This window comes from Shewanella sp. LC6 (assembly GCF_006385735.2).
Classification (GTDB): Bacteria; Pseudomonadota; Gammaproteobacteria; order Enterobacterales; family Shewanellaceae; genus Shewanella; species Shewanella xiamenensis.
Window position 1 is genome coordinate 430809 of record NZ_CP043902.1, and the last position, 14799, is coordinate 445607.

The following is a 14799-nucleotide window of genomic DNA, read 5'->3' on the forward strand; positions in this document are numbered from 1 at the left end:
ACGCTCGAGGCGCCTGTTTATTATTAATAATGCCACTATTGATTGAATATCAATCTATTGTGCGAGTTGGCTTTCCATTTTACGCAGTGCAGTTTTCACTTTACGAGTGTTCTCTGGTCCCATACGAACAAGCAGTTTTTGGGCACTGGGTAAGGCTTCCAAATTGGGATCAACGAAGCGATAGTTGACGCTAATTGAACTCAGCTCAATGGGCTCTTCAATAATTGGCGCTGCGAGCATTACCTTAATTGCTTGTAGCATTCTGTCATTGAATTTGGCGTTGCTATAACCCAGTTCAGCGAAGGCTTCATCAAATAGCGGCGTGAGTTGCTTGTAGGTGTGCATTAAGCTTTGCTCATCCATATTGGCAATGACGGTCGCGTAGGCATCATATCTGTGGTAACTCTCTGGATTTAAATACACTTTGTTAGTGATTTCCGCCACGGTAAAGAGTTTTTCAGGGCCCTTAATTGGGCTGACTTTGCGGGTCAATTCGCCCTGCGCCAAGTTATCCACGAAGACTACAAACTGACGGATCAAATCTTGTCTGACTAAGGATGAACCTACGACATTATTGCTGATAAGTGCCAGTGCTTTTTGATGCACAAAAGCATCACTCTCAGGCAAGTTTGGCACCGTTTCTACGGGCGCTTGAGGCTCAACGGTAGTGGTTGAGTCAGTTTCCGTCGTGGTCGTTTGTGGTGTTACGTTTTCCACTGGAGTGGTTTCAGGCTCCGGGTTTGTTTCCAGAGTAAGCGGTTCTGACGATGGTGGCTCTGGTAGTACTATCGGTGCATTAGGAATGAGTTTGGGTGAGTCATCTTTACTATAGTAGTAATAACCTGCCGCAGAGAGCAGGATGACGAGCACAATCGCAATCAATGCAAAGCGATTGCTGCTAGACGAGGTCTCTTGAGGTGTAATTCTATCATCTTGATTAACTTGCATTTTACATCCTTCGCTTCAGTGTCAAGGTAATGTGGTGAATATCATGCAGCTAACATTAAAGTGCAAGTGCCGCCTTTTAGGTTGCAAGTTCATTTTGCAAGTTTACACGCGCTTGTCCATAGCGGTTAGCTGAACAGGTTGAATTTATTTTACCTTGAAGGGGTTAGCTTAAGGTTTACGCTTGGACATATTGTTGCCTATGCCCAAGCCAACGATGAATAATGGCATCAACCGCATCGGGTGCTTGCGACATCACATGATTCGCAAGCTTTTGGATATGTGGTATAAGCGCTTGATCTCTAACTAAATCAGCTATCTTAAGTTCGGCTAGCCCTGTCTGTTTAGTGCCTAACACTTCACCGGGACCACGTATCTCTAGGTCTTTCTGTGCGATAACAAAACCATCATTACTCTGCCGTAGGACATTCAACCGCTGACTTGCGGTTTGACTCAGTGGCGCCTTGTAGAGTAACACACAATGACTGGCTACGGCACCGCGCCCTACTCGTCCTCGCAGTTGATGCAACTGTGCAAGTCCCAATCGTTCGGGGTTTTCGATTATCATCAGGCTAGAGTTAGGGACATCGACGCCGACCTCAATTACTGTGGTTGCCACCAATAAGTTGATGGTTCCCGCTTTAAAGTCCGTCATAATTTGTTGCTTTTCAGCACTTTTCATCCTGCCGTGTACTAAACCTATGGTCAGCTCCGGCAGTGCTTGGCGCAATTCTTCAGCGGTATCTTCGGCGGCCTGGCACTCGAGGACTTCGGACTCTTCAATCAAGGTACAGACCCAATAGGCTTGGCGTTTGTCCGTGATCACGCTGTTGCGGACGCGCTCGAGTACTTCATTACGGCGCGAATCGGGTATGGCGACTGTGGTGACGGGTGTGCGCCCTGGGGGTAACTCATCGATAATCGAGGTGTCGAGATCGGCGTAGGCTGTCATGGCTAACGTCCGTGGGATCGGGGTTGCCGTCATAATCAACTGATGGGGATGAAACCCTTGATTGATACCTTTTTCCCTGAGTCCCATCCGCTGGTGGACACCAAATCGGTGCTGCTCGTCGATGATAATTAAAGCGAGCCTATGGAAGATAACCTGTTGCTGAAAAATGGCGTGGGTACCGATCACCATTTGCGATGCGCCAGATTCAATATCGGCTAAAGATTGCGCCCGCGCCTTGCCTTTAAGCTTACCCGCAAGCCAACCGACTTTTAATCCTAGTGGTTCAAACCACGCGGCAAAGTTAGCTGCATGCTGCTCGGCGAGTAATTCAGTGGGCGCCATCATGGCCACTTGATAGCCGTTTTCAATCGCTTGAAGGGCGGCGAGGGCGGCGACTAAGGTTTTGCCTGAGCCGACATCCCCTTGCACTAAGCGCATCATGGGGTGCGGTTGTGCTAAATCTTTACCTATCTCGGCAACGACACGTTGCTGCGCGCCTGTGGGTTTAAAGGGCAGTGAGGCGAGAAAAGGGTTTAGTAATTGCCCCGTGGCATGCATGGTTACGGCGGCGTCGAGGTTACTGCGTTGTCTAAGGCGTAGCATACTCAGGTTGTGGGCGAGTAATTCTTCCTGCACCAGTCGCTGCTGCGCGGGGTGTTGACCAAGCTCTAAATCAAATTGTGAAATCCCCGCATGGGGGCGATGCAGGGTTTGCAGCGCCTGTTTTAGGCTCATGTTGTTTGGCTGCAAATGGGCGGGTAATAACTCGGTCAAGCCGCCATCTTCTAATAATTCAAGTGCCTGTTCGGTGAGCTTAATCCAACTCGCCTGTTTTAAGCCCTCGGTGGTGGGATAAATCGGCGTAAGTGTATCGCTTAGGTGAATATCCTCACCCGGATAGACGATTTTATATTCGGGATGCACGATTTCCGCTTGATGGCTTCCGCGACGAATTTCGCCATAGGCACGGATCATTAATCCATTTTGCATCGCATTGCGCTGCGCCATTGAAAAGTTAAAAAAGCGCAGGCTCATGCTGCCAGTATTGTCACGCACATTGCAGACGAGCATGCGTTTACGGCCCTGAAGGATTTGAGTCGACTGGATTTCGGCCTCAATGGTGCCGTAATTTCCGGGCATGAGTGCGGCGATGGGATAGATTTGAGTGCGGTCTTCGTAGCGCAGGGGCAAGTGAAACAGCAGATCTTGTACTGTTGTGATGCCGAGTTTGGCGAGTTTTTCCGCGACTCTTTTGGCGACGCCCTTGAGTTCGGTGATCGGAACAAGATCCAATTGCTGCAAGTCGTTAGCACTCAATCACTGTGAATTTATACATATACTAACAGAGAATAAACGTAAGGCAATCTTGGGGGATCGACTGCGGTTAAGTGCGCTATGTAAAGAGGCTGAATGAGCAATATTGGAATTAAAAATAGCCTCTTATCTTATACGTCGAGTTATCTTATTAATATTAAATGAATATTCTACAATTTCGAGCCTAAAACAGGAGCAAAAATTAATATTCTTTATTATAAAGTACACTTTTTGTTATTTTGTGGTTTAATCGAAGTGTTGGTTGCCATTGGGTTGTTTTGGTAATTATGCGGTAACAAGGTTGTGAATCGATAATAATAAAGTGACCTCTGTGATGGATCACATGCGGGGAAACACGGTCGAGGAGTACTCGCCTTTGCATCTATTATGTTTACGTTGTTTATGGATAGGCATACTGTGTTTTGCTTTGCCTGCGTGGGCTAAATTGGATGTGGTTTTTTTTAATCCAGGCGCGGTTACGGATAGCTTTTGGGGTGATGTCGATAAATTAATGCAGGTGGCTTCATCAAAGCTTGATATTAATTTGCAAATCATACATTCAGATCGCAATCACTTTAAAATGATTGCTCAATTAGAAACGTTACTAAAATCTCAGCCATCACTTCCTACTCATATTATTTTAGTGAATGAGAAGCAGTCTGCGATAAAAATGTTGCAGATGCTTTATCAATATCCCATATATGTTCAATTGATTTTAAATGATATTTCTGTCGCCGAGCGAGAACACTTATTGGCAGATCCACATTGGCAAACTTATTTATTACCAGCGCTTATCCCAGATAACTATGCTATTGGTGCTGATACCGCTAAAAATTTGCTAAGTCGTTTAGAAAATAAAAAGGCTAAGGTTTTATTAATCTCGGGCGATAAATCTACGCCCGCATCAGTGTTAAGAACTCAAGGCGCTAATGATTATTTCTTTATGCAACCCAATGTTATTGTTACTCAAACGGTATATGGTCAATGGCGTGAAGATATTGCTTATGATCAAACATTAACCTTGCTCAGCCGTTATCCGGATTTAACCTTAATCTGGACGGCGAACGATAAAATGGCTATCGGAGTGGTAAAAGCACTCCGCGAAAAGGGCCTTGAACCTGGACGTGATGTACTGGTCAGTTCGATTAATACTTCCCCTGAGATTTTGTCGCTCTGCCAAGAACGTAAAGTGAGTGCTCTGGGAGGTGGGCATTTTTTAGCGGGTGCTTTAGGGTTAATTCAGCTCAAACAATACCAAGAGACCCAACGTTATTCCTCCTATGAGGATATAGAACTCTTTAGGGTACTTAATCCCGATTCAGCTTTTTATCAGAAGTTAGTTGCAAGGGATTGGGCTGGGATTTTTAAGACACAAATAGTGGATAAGTTATCACAACAGTAATTAATAGGTATTCATGAAGCATCGTAATCATTCCATCAGTCATAGAATGACGCTCACTATTATTGGGGTGAGCTCGTTTTTTGCTGTCCTGACCATGCTGGTGCAGTTAGTCTGGAATTATCAAGAAAGCATTGATAATACAACTGCCGATATTCGTGAATATTCCGAATCGATCTTACCCACTATTGCTAAGTCACTTTGGGATGTGGACCATGGTCTGTTATCTGATTTGCTTTCAGGCTTGGGCATGATGCCGATGGTGTCGAGTGTCAATTTAGAGAGTATCGATGGCGTAGCCATGCAGTTGGGCAAGGCGATTCACGCTAAGGATTACCGACAAACCCTGTTTCGTTACCCGATTATGTATCAGGAACAACAGATTGGTATGCTGACCGTCGGGCTGGATACGGACAAACTCTATTACGAATTATGGCAACAATTGATCATTATTGTCTTAGGCAATGGGCTTAAAACCTTACTGATGATTTATCTTATCCTTACGCTGGTGCGTTTATTGGTGACCAATCGTTTATCGGAATTGGAGCGGTTTGCTAACCAGATAAATTTGAATGCATTACCTAAGTTAACCGTACCCGATAGTGTGGTGAGAAATCCTGATGAAATTGGTCATGTTGCTCAATCGCTTCAGGCTATGTATCAAAGAATTCGCAACGATCTCGCGGTTAATAAACGCCAAAAGCGTGCATTGCAGCAACAGCAAAGTCAGTTAGCACGTTTAGTTGATGAGCGGACTCAAGCGCTCAATTGGCAGTCCCAAGCTAGCCAACTGTTAGCTGAAATATCATTGCAATTTTTAACAGTGGAGACCCTTAACTTAGACAACAACCTTACTGAGGTTTGCCGTAAAATCGGGCGATTATTTGATGTCGAAAGGGTAAGCCTAATAGAGTTTAACCAACGACAGGTAAACTACCGTTGCGTTTGGTCTAGTGAACCTAATGTATCTGAAATTATTAGCATTTCTGCGGATATTGTTACTTTGCTGGCACAAAAATTTGAGCAGGAATCGACATTAGTTATCGAGAATGTCGACTCATTGAAGCAAACATCGCCTGAAGAATACGGGTTACTTCGAGGTATTGGTATTTGCTCTATTGCCGCATTTGCCATGAAAAATGCCGATGAAATTGTCGGGCTATTATCGCTCTCAATGGTTTCTCGACCACTAAATTGGACTAAACAAAAAAAAGTGATGTTGACTCAGTTTTCCGCAGCGCTGAACGAGTTATTGCTGCGTGAAGAAAAAGAGCGACAGATGCTTAACTTACAGCAAGCACTGGTAACGGTGAATACGCAACTCAGAGTCATGGCTGAAACCGATGAATTAACTGGGCTGAGCAATCGACGCCCCTTTACACAAACACTCGACACATTACTCCATGGCAACACAGCAGTCGGTGTGTTGATGTTGGATATTGATTATTTTAAGAGTTACAACGTAAGCGTAACGCCAACCACACCTTGCGGTGTGGCTGGTGATCAGTAAGGCAGGAGTTGCTGTAGTTTCTCTTGGGTGTTGGCTTTGGGTAGCTCGGTTAATAAGCGGCATAGGTAATCATACGGCTCCAGTCCGTTGATTTTTGAGGTCTCGACCAGGCTGTACAGTGCCGCACTGGCTTGTGCTCCCGTCTTGGTATTAGCGAACAACCACGCCTTGCGACCAATCACGAACGGTTTGATGGCGCGCTCCGCACGATTGTTGTCGATATTCAGACAGCCATCATCCAGATAGCGGACAAGCTTGGGCCACTGATTCAGGCTATACGTAATAGCCGCTCCCAGTAAACTTTCTTTCGTGACACTCTCGCTTGATTTATCCAACCAGCTTTTGAATTGCGCGAGCAACGGCTTGGCTAGCGTTTGCCTGGCTTCATATTTCTTATCAGGCGGCGCAGTTTTTAATTTACTCTCCAGCGCATAGAGTTTCTGGATATGGTTAAGGGCCACATCGGCCTTACCCGTTTTGCCTTTGCCCTGCGCTTTTTGGGCTTCGACGAACTTGCGTCTGGCATGCGCCCAGCAGCCGACTAAGGTTGCGTGGGTTTTCTCATATCCGGCATAACCGTCGACCTGCAGATAACCGTTAAACCCCGCCAGGAAGTCGGTGGGATGTTTACTGCTGCGACTATCCTGATAATCAAACAGCACGAGCTTGGGGCCGGTACTTTTTTCTAAGCCACAGCCATATACCCACATATAACAGGTGCTTTTCTCAACATCCAGCACATTAACCGTGGTTTCATCTGCCCACAGCACGGGCTGTTTCAGAAGCTCAGCTTTCATTAACGCCAGTAACGGTTTCAGTTTCTCTGCACAGCTTATCAGCCAGCGGCTCATCGTTTGACGGCTAAGCTCAATACCGGCCTGATTAAACAACTGCTCCTGACGATAAAGCGGTAAGCCATAGTGCATTTTGCTGCTGATGATTTGGGCAAGCAGACTCGGTGTGGTCATGCTCTTAGGGATAACCGCCGGTGGCACATCGGCAATTTTAATGTCGACCTTGGTGTCCGTGGTTTCACACTGCCGGCAGCTGTATTTCAGCCGCACGTTTCTGAGCACCCGGATTTGTGCCGGTACGAACTCGATTTGCTCACTGACTTCCTCACCCATTTGATGTAGCGCATGGCCACAGCAAGCACAGGTTTTATCGTCAATGTCATGGATAACATCAACGCGCGGCAGCTCAGGGGCAATCCGTGGGCGGCGTGGCTTAGCAGCTTTCTTAGCGCTCTCGGTCGTCTGAGTATCTGGCTCTGTCGCTACTGACTCGTCTTCAATAAGCTGTTCGGCCTCATTTAACACCTCGCCTTCACCTTCATAGGTTTCACTGCTGGGGCTAAATTTCTGGTACTTCTTCAGGTTGTAACGCTCCAGCAACTGCTGCAACTTGTCCGACAGTTGCTGGTTAACCCGCTCTAATTTGGCGATGCGTTTATCTTTTTGCGCCAGTTTGCGCTCAAGCTTTTGCGTCTGCTCAAGCAGCATTTTCTTGAGCAGTGCAACGTCATCAGGTAAGGATTGAGGTGTCTTTTTCATGGCCGCTATTGTAACGGCCAATTTAGCTAAGTGCTTGGTAAAATTTAGATTGTTTTGGATGCGATCATAAGGATTTATAGCCGATCGTCATATCAGCCCACACTCTGGTAATGCAGTGGCTGATGGGCGGTGATTTTTTGGATATCGACACCTTGCAACAGCCAATGCCATTGCTGCTCGCTAATAGACAGTATTTTGCCAGGCATCTGCCGTGGCCAGCGGAACTTGTCTTTTTCAAGCCGTTTGTACCACAGGCAAAACCCGGTGCTATCCCAGTACAGTACTTTTAACCGGGTACGCTGCTGATTACAAAACACAAACAGTGCGCCGCTAAATGGCGAGAGCTGCATCTCTTGCTCGACCAGCAACGATAAGCCATTAATGGATTTACGAAAGTCGACCGGCTGTTTATGCAAATAGACCTTAGGCACATCGAGGAACATTTTCATGGTCAGAGCGCTCTTAGCAAGGCTGCTAACCACTGTGCATCGGTGCCGGCTGGAAACTGCAATTCGATATCGCGCTTGCGTAGCAAAATGGATTGATTCAGCTGCAAACCCTGTGGCGTCAGCTCAACAAAGCCACCGTCATCATCCTGAAACGCCAACAACTGACGCTTGCGATAACTAAAATATGTAGGAATGATGCCCTGACGTTTTGCAAATTCAGTTTGGGTGAGACCACTTTGGGCTTGCTCGGCAAACAAGGCCAGCCATTGTTCTTTGGTACGGTGCATGATGATTACCCTGGCAGTTGATAATGGCAGACAGGGTAAAGTTGATCAGTTAGGATTGGAATGTGTGGTTGGCGTTACGCTTACGTTACAACGACAACTACGGGCATATTGAAGGCGATGCTGTACTTAGGCGAGTGGCTCAGGATTTAAAAGGCTGTGAAATTTTACCACCCAATGCGCTGCTGGCGCGCATTGGTGGCGAAGAGTTTGCAGTTGTTTTAGCGAAAATCACACCAATCCAATTGGAAGCCATTGCTACCCAACTGTGCAATCAAGTCGCTGCATTGAATATTCCACACTTGGGTGCACCTACCGGTAAGATTACTCTTAGTATTGGTGGAGTGTATTTACCGCCGGATGCATTAAATGAACTCACCATTTCGAATGTATTACGCCGTGCCGATATCTGCCTGTATCGCGCTAAAGAGCGTGGTCGCAATACAGTGGTGATGGAGTCGCCTCAAACAGCGCTAGCTCATTCTTGAGCTTGTATTAGTCAAGCCTTGGTTCCGTCTGTGACCACAGATTTATTTCTATTTGGGGCCTGTTATAATTGCCGCCCTTTATTGTTTATCTGAAGGTTTTGGTGTGTCAAAACGGAGCAAAAATACGGTAAATTCGGTATCGATTTTTAATATTGATGATTTATCAACTTGGCAAAAATATCGCAAAGGCCTGTGTGATACCTGCCATGCAACCTGTTGTACTTTGCCCGTTGAAGTGACCGTAAGTGACTTAGTGCGCATGGGTTTGGTGGATGACTTTGAAGCTGAAGGCGATCTTAAGGCGATTGCCAAGCGCCTGCAAAAAGCGCGTATTATTGACAACTATAACCATAAAACGGCGATTTTTACCCTTGCCCGTATGGCGAATGATGATTGCCTGTATCTAGATGGTAAAACTCGCCGCTGTACTATATATCACCAACGCCCTGAAACCTGTCGTAACCACCCACAAATCGGCCCTAAAGCGAATTACTGCCCTTATCGTCCCCGTGAGTAAGTTTTTGAATATGAAACTGATAGAGGGTTTCGAGTTGATGACTCTCCTGCATCGTTTTCACCTGCCGATTAAACTCATGAGCAATGAGCTCCTTATGTGCTGAATGTTTAGAAATCAGCATGTAAAACGCTTCTTGCTGAGCATTAGGAGAAATCTTTGATGCTAGTGCTTGAGGGAGTTGTGCTGCATGCGCCAAAGCTAGCGTGCCCGCCAGTATTTCTTTGCGGGCGAGAAAGAACTTACATCTTTGTTTTAGTAGCATTTCCGGTAAATGTCCTAGGGAATGTATTTCGCTAAGCGGAGTCTCTTTACGCCAGCCAAAATTATCGTAGTTAAATCCTTTAATGCCGCAAACCTTGCCAAAGTGAGCTAATTGATTGATATCATGGATATGAAACTGCGGGTCCAATTCAGCTTTTAAATAAAAATAACTTGGAGTGAGGTAATAATAAGCGATAGATGGGATATAATCAGTCGCTCTTTGTCGGTTGAGCGATGCGCTCATCGCAGCATCTATGCTGCCATTTTGGACGTCTTTTAAACAGCGGAGCCAAGGCAAAGCCAGTACTTCATAATCAATTCCAATCGGTTTAAAGGTGCGCTCTAGCAGGTCAATGTCGTAGCCGCTAAGCGTGGAAGTCTTAATACCATCTTGTCGAACAAAGTAATTAAATGGTGGATATTCAGTCTCTTCGACACAAAAGCGTAACCTAAATGGGGAAAGCTCATCGGCGCCATAGGTAACAGGCGAGAGCAGAATCACGCATAGTAAAGCGATTAGCGGATATAATGAACGCATCATACTCTTTAAGCTCAATGGCGATTATTAAAGTGTAGCAAAGGGTTATTTGCTGTACTGGCTCTTTATCGCGATATTCCAACCCTGTATCTGGGTAATATTTAACTGGCACGCGAAAATCACTGCGCGGGTTGGTGCAAGTAAGTCAAGTGTGAAATAAAAGGTGTTACATGAGTCTCTTAGATAACGTGATGATTATATTGTGTTTAATTGGTGCAAGTTGTTTCTTTTCCATGTCGGAAATTGCTTTGGCCGCATCACGGAAAATCCGTTTACGTCAGTTAGCCGATGAAGGCGATGCCAGAGCTGAAAAAGTGCTGCATTTACAGTCGTATCCCGGCAGCTTTTTTACTGTGGTTCAAATAGGCTTGAATGCTGTTGCAATCATGGGTGGTATTGTGGGTGAGTCAGCATTTCGCCCCTATTTTTATCAATTCCTTTCACCTTGGTTGGCAGATCCTTGGCTGAGTCAGGTGAGCTTTGTGATGTCATTTGTACTTGTTACCAGTGCTTTTATTTTGGTCGCGGATTTAATGCCTAAGCGTATCGCGATGGCGATGCCAGAGCAGGTTGCTTTGGCCGTTGTTGGCCCGATGAGTTTTTGTATTACCGTGTTAAGACCATTAGTTTGGTTTTTTAATGGTATGGCCAGCGCGATTTTTAAGCTGCTACAAATTCCAACGGCTCGAAATGATGAAATCACCTCCGATGATATTTATGCGGTAATGAACGCTGGTGCTGAAGCGGGGGTGCTCGACAAGGGCGAGCAACAAATGATGGAAAATGTGTTTGAAATGCAGACCGTTTCAGTCACTTCAGCCATGACAGCTCGAGAGAGCTTAGTGTATTTCTTGCTGCAAGATAGCGAGGAGGATATCAAGCGTAAAATTGCTGAAGATCCCCATACTAAGTTTTTGGTCTGCGATGGCCAATTGGATATGGTCAAAGGTTTTGTTGACGCAAAGGAGCTGTTGATCCGTGTGATTAACGGCGAAAAAATTACCTTAAAAGACACCAGCCTTGTTCATACTTCGTTGATTATTCCCGACACTTTAAGTCTTTCTGAGGCGATGGAATACTTCAAAAATAGCCGCGCCGATTTCGCCGTGGTGATGAATGAATACGCCCTTGTGGTTGGGATTGTGACCACCAACGATTTACAACGTGCGGTGATGGGCGCTTGGTCGCTACACGAAAGTGAAGAGCAAATTATTGCCCGCGATGGTAATTCTTGGTTAGTGGATGGGGTGACACCGATTACCGACGTCATGCGCGCCTTTGGTATTGAAGAGTTTCCTCACAGCCAAAACTACGAAACCATTGCCGGGTTTATGATGTATATGCTGCGTAAGATCCCTAAGCGAACTGACTTTGTAAATTACGGCGGTTATAAGTTTGAAGTGGTGGATATTGACGCCTACAAGGTCGACCAATTGCTGGTGACGCGTATTGAGGCGAATGATAAATTACAGTCGCCAGATACCTAATCTAGCGTAATAAAGTAGGGAAAACGGGACTCAGTCCCGTTTTATCTCCTGTAAGCTTAAATCGCCTCTAAAAACGCATTGACAATCGGATCGTCCAAGCGTTTGACCTTACAGCAACAGCCTAGTTCGAAGGGAGCAATACTGACTGGCGAAGGTAACAACTGAATACGATCCCGTACTGGACTGTTATTGATCACCACCTCAGGGCTAATGCTCACGCCGCAGCCGAGTGCCACCATAGATGCTATGGCTTCCTGTCCCGACACTTGGGCATAAATATTCGGACTAATCCCCATCTGTTTGAACCAATTATCGGCTCGTCGCCGCCCCGGTCCATGGTCAGGAATGATAAAAGGTACTCGTGACCAGTCTATCTGAGCTTGGTTAATCTGTTGCTGCACCGCACAGCGCATAGTGGGAGCGATTAATGAAAGCGGCACATCATCAATCTTGGCAAAATGCAGTGTGGCAGGAAAAGGATCCGGCAGCGCGGCAATGGCAATATCGGCACGATTTTGTTGTACCTCGGCCAGTGCATTAGCCGCATCTCCCGTGGTAAGCGCAATTTCGACAAAGGGATGCTCTTGGCGAAAACGTTCCAATAATTGCGGCAAATGGCTATAGGCTGCGGTGACTGAGCAATAGAGATTTAAGGTGCCGCGCAGTACGTCCTGCTTAAGATCAATACTATGCCGCAGGTCGCGCCAATGGTGCAGCGTCTGCTCGGCGAACAATTTAAACTCACGTCCCGCATGGGTTAAGGTCACGCTGCGGTTATCCCGCTCAAACAGCTTTGCGTTCACTTCATCTTCGAGCCGCTGCAATGCGCGGCTTAAGGTCGAGGGACTGACATGCATCTGCTCCGCCGTCTTGGCAAAGTGCAAACTGTCACATAAGTGTAGGTACAATTTGAGGGTGCGTATGTCCATAACCTCGTCCTATTGGCCGCTTATCTGGGGTATTGAAACTGAAAATGACATTGCAAAAAACGCAATATGAGGTTTCGAATATATCATTTTAAGCAACGATAGCCATAGGTTATAGTGATTTCAATCACAACCAATCGTTAACAATAGGTTGATATTGGTTGAGTCCCCAATTCCCGACTGAAAGGTGGTATCTCAGATGGCTAACTATTTTAACTCTCTGAATTTGCGTCAACAATTAGCACAACTTGGCCAGTGCCGTTTTATGGACCGCTCTGAGTTTAGTGATGGCTGCAATTACATCAAAGATTGGAATATTGTGATTTTAGGCTGTGGTGCTCAGGGCCTTAACCAAGGTCTGAACATGCGTGACTCTGGGCTGAATATCGCTTACGCACTGCGCCCTGAAGCCATTGCCCAAAAACGTGCCTCATGGCAAAAAGCCACAGACAACGGCTTTAAAGTCGGCACCTTTGAAGAGCTAATCCCGACCGCCGATTTAGTGCTGAACCTAACACCCGATAAGCAGCATTCCAATGTAGTGAGTGCAGTGATGCCGCTGATGAAGCAAGGCGCGACTCTGTCTTACTCCCATGGTTTCAATATCGTTGAAGAAGGCATGCAGATCCGCCCCGATATTACAGTGATCATGGTTGCGCCTAAGTGCCCAGGCACCGAAGTGCGTGAAGAATACAAACGCGGTTTTGGTGTGCCGACCTTGATTGCAGTGCACCCCGAAAACGACCCGAATGGCGATGGTTTAGACATCGCGAAAGCCTATGCGAGCGCCACAGGCGGCGACCGTGCTGGCGTGTTGCAATCCTCTTTTATCGCTGAAGTAAAATCGGATCTGATGGGTGAGCAAACGATCCTCTGCGGTATGTTGCAGACGGGTGCCATCCTAGGTTATGAAAAAATGGTGGCCGATGGTGTTGAGCCTGGCTATGCCGCTAAGTTAATCCAACAAGGTTGGGAAACCGTGACCGAGGCGCTTAAGCACGGCGGTATCACCAACATGATGGACAGACTGTCTAACCCTGCCAAGATTAAAGCGTTTGAAATTGCAGAAGATTTAAAAGAAATCCTGCAACCATTATTTGAAAAGCACATGGATGACATCATCAGCGGTGAGTTCTCTCGCACTATGATGCAAGACTGGGCTAACGATGATGCGAACCTACTGCGTTGGCGCGCCGAAACCGCCGAAACGGGCTTCGAAAATGCGCCTGTTTCGAGCGAACATATCGACGAACAAACTTATTTCGATAAGGGTATTTTCCTGGTTGCGATGATCAAAGCGGGTGTGGAACTGGCGTTCGACACTATGGTGTCTGCGGGGATTGTTGAAGAGTCGGCTTACTATGAGTCACTGCATGAAACACCGCTGATCGCTAACACCATTGCCCGCAAACGTCTGTATGAGATGAACGTGGTGATCTCCGATACCGCAGAATACGGTTGTTATCTGTTCAACCATGCCGCAGTACCACTGCTGCGTGACTATGTGAATGCCATGTCGCCAGAGTATTTAGGTGCGGGTCTGAAGGACAGTTCTAATAGTGTTGATAATCTGCAATTAATCGCGATTAACGATGCGATTCGCCACACACCTGTGGAATATATTGGTGCCGAACTTCGTGGCTATATGACTGATATGAAAAGTATTGTTGGAGCTTAATGGATAAAAGCCGAGCCCCTAAGGATGTGGGGCTTGGCGTGACAAATTGATTCCTGCTTCGTTGGTTGTCGAGCGGGCAAAACTGACATGGGTTAGTCGGCGTTTTTCGCCACTAACGCGATTTTGTTAACGTTTTACTTTGTTGTTTTGCATTGTCTCGGCAGGGAAGCTGAATTTTTTTGACATTAGAAAATTTTTTATTGTGTTTGGCTGTCGCTTTATGGTAAAGCTAATAGCTCGCGGCGGGGTAAGCCTCCTGCCGTAAGCCGTCTCAGTCAGGGACGCAAGAATTAACGCGATACTCATATAGAATACCGATTAGGAACCCATATTGATGTTTAACCAAGCTGCCAAGCTCATTCTCGTGATTATTACCGTAGTGATTATTAAATCACAGCGGGGGCGGCGCATGGCAAACTGGTAGACCTAAAAGGTTAAAAGTTTCGAAAGAACCCCCCGCTCCGAAAGGACCGGGGGGTTCTTCGTTTTCAGGCCCTA

The 14799-nt window shown here is 46.3% G+C and carries 11 protein-coding genes and 2 pseudogenes; 6 read left to right on the top strand and 7 right to left on the bottom strand.

The genetic code is table 11. The features are described from left to right. Positions 1-54: 54 nt before the first annotated feature. A complete protein-coding gene (locus FJD32_RS02030) occupies positions 55-948 on the bottom strand; it encodes a DUF3014 domain-containing protein (RefSeq protein WP_088586551.1) in 894 nt (297 codons plus the stop codon). 175 nt (positions 949-1123) lie between these two features. Continuing rightward, positions 1124-3199, bottom strand: a complete 2076-nt coding sequence (gene recG / locus FJD32_RS02035) for an ATP-dependent DNA helicase RecG (protein WP_069454081.1) — start codon at positions 3197-3199, stop codon at positions 1124-1126. A gap of 355 nt (positions 3200-3554) precedes the next feature. On the opposite strand from recG, the gene FJD32_RS02040 reads away from it, so the two are divergent. Next, positions 3555-4613, top strand: coding sequence for an ABC transporter substrate-binding protein (locus FJD32_RS02040; protein WP_069454082.1), 1059 nt, complete (start codon positions 3555-3557; stop codon positions 4611-4613). Between the two features lie 13 nt (positions 4614-4626). Continuing rightward, positions 4627-6072: pseudogene (locus tag FJD32_RS02045) on the top strand (GGDEF domain-containing protein); the annotation flags it as partial. 41 nt (positions 6073-6113) lie between these two features. Here the strand turns inward: FJD32_RS02045 and FJD32_RS02050 are convergent. The 3 genes from FJD32_RS02050 to FJD32_RS02060 form a co-directional block, all read right to left on the bottom strand. Continuing rightward, positions 6114-7673 (bottom strand): IS66 family transposase, encoded by a 1560-nt coding sequence (locus tag FJD32_RS02050; protein ID WP_088585667.1) that lies wholly within the window; start codon positions 7671-7673, stop codon positions 6114-6116. A gap of 92 nt (positions 7674-7765) precedes the next feature. Next, complete coding sequence (gene tnpB / locus FJD32_RS02055; RefSeq protein WP_057786146.1) at positions 7766-8122, bottom strand: IS66 family insertion sequence element accessory protein TnpB; 357 nt, start codon at positions 8120-8122, stop codon at positions 7766-7768. A gap of 2 nt (positions 8123-8124) precedes the next feature. After that, positions 8125-8409: a hypothetical protein gene (locus tag FJD32_RS02060; RefSeq protein ID WP_088585668.1), complete on the bottom strand. Its 285-nt coding sequence runs from the start codon at positions 8407-8409 to the stop codon at positions 8125-8127. 86 nt (positions 8410-8495) lie between these two features. On the opposite strand from FJD32_RS02060, the pseudogene FJD32_RS02065 reads away from it, so the two are divergent. Together FJD32_RS02065 and FJD32_RS02070 are read left to right on the top strand one after the other, a co-directional pair. Further along, positions 8496-8894: pseudogene (locus FJD32_RS02065) on the top strand (GGDEF domain-containing protein); the annotation flags it as partial. Positions 8895-8997: 103 nt separating this feature from the next. Then, a complete protein-coding gene (locus FJD32_RS02070) occupies positions 8998-9411 on the top strand; it encodes a YkgJ family cysteine cluster protein (RefSeq protein WP_037423422.1) in 414 nt (137 codons plus the stop codon). Here the strand turns inward: FJD32_RS02070 and FJD32_RS02075 are convergent. After that, positions 9374-10213, bottom strand: a complete 840-nt coding sequence (locus FJD32_RS02075) for a transporter substrate-binding domain-containing protein (protein ID WP_069454083.1) — start codon at positions 10211-10213, stop codon at positions 9374-9376. The two genes, FJD32_RS02070 and FJD32_RS02075, sit on opposite strands and share 38 nt — an antisense overlap. 167 nt (positions 10214-10380) lie before the next feature. Between FJD32_RS02075 and FJD32_RS02080 the strand changes: the two genes are divergently transcribed. Further along, on the top strand, positions 10381-11697 hold the full coding sequence (locus FJD32_RS02080; RefSeq protein WP_088586553.1) for a hemolysin family protein: 1317 nt from the start codon (positions 10381-10383) through the stop codon (positions 11695-11697). Positions 11698-11753: 56 nt separating this feature from the next. On the opposite strand, the gene ilvY is transcribed toward FJD32_RS02080, so the two are convergent. Further along, entirely contained in the window at positions 11754-12626 is an 873-nt protein-coding gene (gene ilvY, locus FJD32_RS02085; RefSeq protein WP_069454085.1) for an HTH-type transcriptional activator IlvY, read from the bottom strand. 196 nt (positions 12627-12822) lie between these two features. On the opposite strand from ilvY, the gene ilvC reads away from it, so the two are divergent. Continuing rightward, positions 12823-14301: a ketol-acid reductoisomerase gene (ilvC, locus tag FJD32_RS02090; RefSeq protein ID WP_047533967.1), complete on the top strand. Its 1479-nt coding sequence runs from the start codon at positions 12823-12825 to the stop codon at positions 14299-14301. The last annotated feature ends 498 nt before the right edge of the window (positions 14302-14799 follow it).